5 protein-coding genes are annotated in these 4186 nt (G+C 74.8%); 2 read left to right on the top strand and 3 right to left on the bottom strand.

Annotated elements, in window-relative coordinates; translation table 11 throughout:
* A partial coding sequence (locus AE652_RS36560; RefSeq protein WP_049659356.1) for a CAP domain-containing protein occupies positions 1 to 527 on the top strand: 527 nt, incomplete at its 5' end.
* 14 nt (positions 528 to 541) lie between these two features.
* Here the strand turns inward: AE652_RS36560 and AE652_RS36555 are convergent.
* The 3 genes from AE652_RS36555 to AE652_RS36545 form a co-directional block, all read right to left on the bottom strand.
* Positions 542 to 778 carry a hypothetical protein gene (locus AE652_RS36555; RefSeq protein ID WP_049659354.1) on the bottom strand — a complete coding sequence of 79 codons (237 nt, stop codon included), beginning with the start codon at positions 776 to 778 and terminating at the stop codon, positions 542 to 544.
* Positions 779 to 851: 73 nt separating this feature from the next.
* Positions 852 to 1358: an NUDIX hydrolase gene (locus AE652_RS36550; protein WP_049659363.1), complete on the bottom strand. Its 507-nt coding sequence runs from the start codon at positions 1356 to 1358 to the stop codon at positions 852 to 854.
* A 171-nt stretch (positions 1359 to 1529) separates the two neighbouring features.
* Complete coding sequence (locus tag AE652_RS36545) at positions 1530 to 3044, bottom strand: M1 family metallopeptidase (protein WP_234348667.1); 1515 nt, start codon at positions 3042 to 3044, stop codon at positions 1530 to 1532.
* Positions 3045 to 3502: 458 nt separating this feature from the next.
* On the opposite strand from AE652_RS36545, the gene AE652_RS36540 reads away from it, so the two are divergent.
* On the top strand, positions 3503 to 4186 hold a 684-nt coding region (locus AE652_RS36540), incomplete at its 3' end, for a PfkB family carbohydrate kinase (RefSeq protein ID WP_234348666.1).

The raw sequence follows: 4186 nt of genomic DNA, 5'->3' as shown, positions 1-4186 counted from the left end.
AGGACGTCCCGACGGCCGCCGCCGCACCCGCCGCCACCGCCCCGACACCGGTGCCGACCCCGCTGCCCGCGGAGAGCCCGACGCCCACGGCGACGGCCACACCGACCGCGACCCGCACCGCCACCGCGACACCGCAGCCCAACCCGGAGCGCCAGCTGGTGGACCTGGTCAACGCCGAACGCGCCAGGGCCGGCTGCGCCCCGCTGCGGATCGACCCCCGGCTGCACGGCTCGGCCCAGAAGCACGCGGACGACATGGCCACCCGCGGCTTCTTCGACCACGTCAACCCGGACGGTGTCCGGACCGAGGCCCGGATCACCGCCGCCGGCTACCGCTGGTCCCAGTGGGGCGAGAACCTCGACCGGGGCCCGACCACCCCGGCCGCCGTCTTCGCCCGCTGGATGGACGGCGGGATCCACCAGTCCAACATGCTCGACTGCGGATTCAAGGACATCGGCGTCGGCTTCGCCACCAACGCGGCCGGCACCCCCTACTGGACCCAGGACCTCGGAGCCCCGATGTCCTGAGCCATGGGCGGGGACTACGCCGGAGTGGCCGCCACCAGGCCGTTCGCCGACCCGGTCACGTAGCCCGTGGCATCCCCGAGGACGCCGCCCGCGTCACCGACCTGCCCGGGCACCAGGTCCGGAGCGCTGCTCAGCGGCCCGGGCAGTCCCTCCTGCCCGCCCACGGCACTGGCGTGCGCGCTCGGCGCGGTGAGGGAGGCCACGACACCGACGGCGATCGAGGCGACGGCAAGCATGCTGCGCTTCTTCATGGCCGGTCCAACGACGCTGCGCCGGAAGGGTTACGGCCCGGCGTGCCCGAGCGGCGTGCCCGGCCGGCGGCCCTCAGTGGTGCCAGGGCAGCTGGACCGGGTCAGTGGGGACACGCCCGGCCACCAGCTCGGCCGCCAACCCGGCGAGGCCGAGGGGGTAGACCGTCTCGCCGGTGGCCGCGAGGTCGGTGACGGACCACCAGCGATAGCCGGCGTGGTACTTGCGCTCGTTCGCCTCCTGGCCGCTGACATCGACCTGGTGGCCCGTGACGCGAAGCCGGAAGAAGACGTCCCGGAAAATCCCTTCGGCCCAGCCGACATCCGCGTATCCGGAGGTCTCCGCGACGGCTGACCGCAAGGCCTCCGGCTCCACGGACAGGCCGGTCTCCTCGCGAAGCTCGCGGGCTGCCGCCTCTGCCAGGGTCTCCCCGTCCTCGACACCACCGCCGGGCGTGCACCATCCGTGACCGCTCTCGGGAGCGTCCGGGTCGACATGGAACTTCAGCAGGAGCAGGCGGTCCAGCTCGTCGATCAACAGGACACGGGCGGATTCGCGGCGGTAGCTTCCCTGATCGGACATGCCGGCAGCGTAACCCTGGACGGCCCGCGAGCCGACCGGGACTCTGCCGGGCGGCGGGCGGGCCGTGGGAACCACCATGGCCCCACCCGCCCCTGCCGGTCAGGGGCGTGCGAGCCGCGACCGGACGCACGGCGGCGCGCCGGGCGTGCACCAGCAGTCCCAGCCGCGCCGTCAGAGCGTTCCGGAGCCCCGCGCCACCGCGGGCCCGCCCGCCACCGCGGCCCCACCCTCCCAGAGCGACGCCCCGGGAACCGGCGCCCCGGGAGCCCCCGGAGCCGCCCCCGCCAGGCCCACCGGGCCCACCACCCAGTCCGGGTGACCGGGCATCGGCGGCGTCCGCAGCCCGTACAGCCAGTCGTCGAGGAAGCCCCGCAGGTCCTGCCCGGACACCGCCGAGGCCGTCCGCACGTAGTCCTCGGTGGTCGCGTTCCCGGACCGGTAGGTGCGCAGGAACGCCCGCTCGATCCGGTCGAAGGCCGCCGCCCCGACCTTCTCCCGGAGCGCGAACAGCACCAGCGCGCCGCCCGTGTACCGCTGGCTGTCGAAGAGGTCGGCGGCGGTGGGGGAGGCGACCGGCCCGGAGTCGTGCCGCCACTGGTCGCCCAGCCCGTAGAGGTAGCGCATCCGGTCGGTCAGCGTGGTGTAGCCCCAGGCGTCCGGCCATCCGCGCTCGTAGCGGTACACCAGTCCGTAGAAGTCGGCGTGGCCCTCGTTGAGCCAGAGGTCGGACCACCTGGCGGGGGAGACGCTGTTGCCGAACCAGGAGTGGACCAGCTCGTGCATCATGTGCGAGCCGATCGCCGGTTCCGCCTGCCGCAGGAAGTTCGGCTTGTAGAGGGTGAGCGTCTGGGTCTCCAGGCCGGTGAAGGCGAACGCGGCCGGATCGTCCGTGTTGGCCGGCAGGAGCCCGTACGTCTCGAACGGGAAGGGCCCCAGGTGCGCTTCGGCCCAGGCGAGCTGGCCGGGGGTGAGGGCGAGCGCGGGTTCCAGTTCGGCGGCGCGCGCGGTCGGCACGACGTCGCGCAGCGGCAGGCCGTGCGGGCCGGTGCGCTCGCGCACGGTGTAGTCGCCGACCGAGACCTGGACCAGCTCGGTGGCCATCGGCTCGCGGGACACGTACCGGCGGGTGGTGCGGCCGTCGCCGCGCCGTTCGGTGGCCGTCAACTCGCCGTTGGCGACGCCGAGGAGAGCGTCCGGGGCGGTCACGGAGATGGTGAACCGGGCCTTGTCGCTGGGGTGGTCGTTGCATGGGAAGACGGTGTGCGCGCTGTTCGGCTGGCCGGCCACCGCGAAGCCGTCCGGGGTGGGGACCCAGCCGGTGTGCGGCAGCGCGGCGCGCGGGTCGGCGGTGTACTCGACGGTCAGCCGGGCGACGGCGCCAGGGCGGAACGGCCTGGCCGGAGTGACCGTCAGCTTCTCGTCGTGGGCGGCGAAGCCCGCCGGCCGCCCGTCGACCCGGACGGCGCGCACGGCCAGGCCGAGCGCGTCCAGGTCCAGCCGGGCGAGCGCGCGGTCGGGCCGGACGGTGAGCACGGCCGTGCCGTCCACCGTCCGGGGCCCGTCCCGGTAGTCGAAGGCCAGGTCGTACCCGAGCACCCGGTACCCGGTGTTCCCGAGCGAGGGGAAGACCGGATCGCCGAGCCCGTCGGCGGCGCCGGCCGTCGGCACGCTCGCGGACAGCAGCACCGCGCTGAGCGTGAGTGACGGGACGAGCCGGGCGCGGGGCCTGAAGAGCCTGAAGGGCCTGAGGAGGCGGAGGGGCCTGGACAAGGGTGATCACCGCACTTCACGAGCGGGAGCGGAGGCGGAGCCCCCGGGACGGGGAGAGCCTGGCCCACGGATGCTAGTGGACCGTCGGGCCGGCGCGGGCGCGATCGGCGCGGTCCGACGGTGCGGCATGGTGCGACGGCGGAGCTCGGTCCGGCGACACACCGTGTCCCCCGGACGGCCCACGGTGATGGCGCGGCGCCCGTACGCGGTCTAACGTCAGGAGTGCATCGTCCCCTGACGGACGAGCCACGGCCGTCGGAAAACCTGGCCAGGTCCGGCGGCCGTACTTTCCTGCCCGGGCGCCGTGCGCCCGGACGCACCCCGTAGGCTTGGCGGTCGAGACGACGCCCGCGTACCGGATGCCAGGAGCCGCCGTGACCAGCCCAGCCTCGCCCGTTCTGGTGATCGGCGAGTGCGTCGCCGACATCGTCCGAACGAGTGACGTCCCGGACCGGGTGCACCCCGGCGGCAGCCCCGCGAACGTCGCGTACGGCCTCGCCCGGCTGGGCCGACCGGCCACCCTGCTCACCGAACTGGGGCCGGACGCCAACGGCCTGCTGATCCGGCGGCACCTGGAGTCGGCGGGGGTGCGGGTCCGGGCCGCCGAGGTCGCCCGGACGCCCTCGGCGGTGGTGGAGCTGGACGGGCAGGGGCGGGCCCGCTACACCTTCGACATCCACTGGACGCTCCCGCCCACCGAACTCGCCGAGCCGCCCGCCGCGATCCACCTCGGTTCGATCGCGGCGGTCACCGAGCCCGGCGCGGGTTCGGTGCTGGCCCTGGTGGAGCGCTGGCGCGGGCACGCGCGGATCAGCTACGACCCGAACGTGCGCCCGGCGCTGATGGGCGACCGGGCCGGGGCCGTCCGCCGGGTCGAGCGCTGGGTGGCGCTGAGCGACCTGGTCAAGGTCAGCGACGAGGACCTGGACTGGCTCTACCCGGGCGAGCGGCCCGAGGCGGTCGCCGAGCGCTGGCTGGCCCTCGGCCCGGCCGTGGTCGCGGTCACCCTCGGCGCCGAGGGCGCCATGGACCGGCTGCTGTCCGACATCCTGAACGCC

Origin of the sequence: Kitasatospora sp. MY 5-36 (assembly GCF_001182915.1) — a bacterium.
In the GTDB taxonomy this organism is placed as follows: Bacteria; Actinomycetota; Actinomycetes; order Streptomycetales; family Streptomycetaceae; genus Kitasatospora.
The sequence above is the reverse complement of the archived record's forward strand: the minus strand, read 5'-3'. Positions and strand labels throughout refer to the sequence as shown.

Coding starts and splice junctions, on each gene's coding strand:
- AE652_RS36555 (WP_049659354.1), bottom strand. CDS start 778: ATGAAGAAGCGCAGCATGCTTGCCGTCGCCTCGATCGCCGTCGGTGTC.
- AE652_RS36550 (WP_049659363.1), bottom strand. CDS start 1,358: ATGTCCGATCAGGGAAGCTACCGCCGCGAATCCGCCCGTGTCCTGTTG.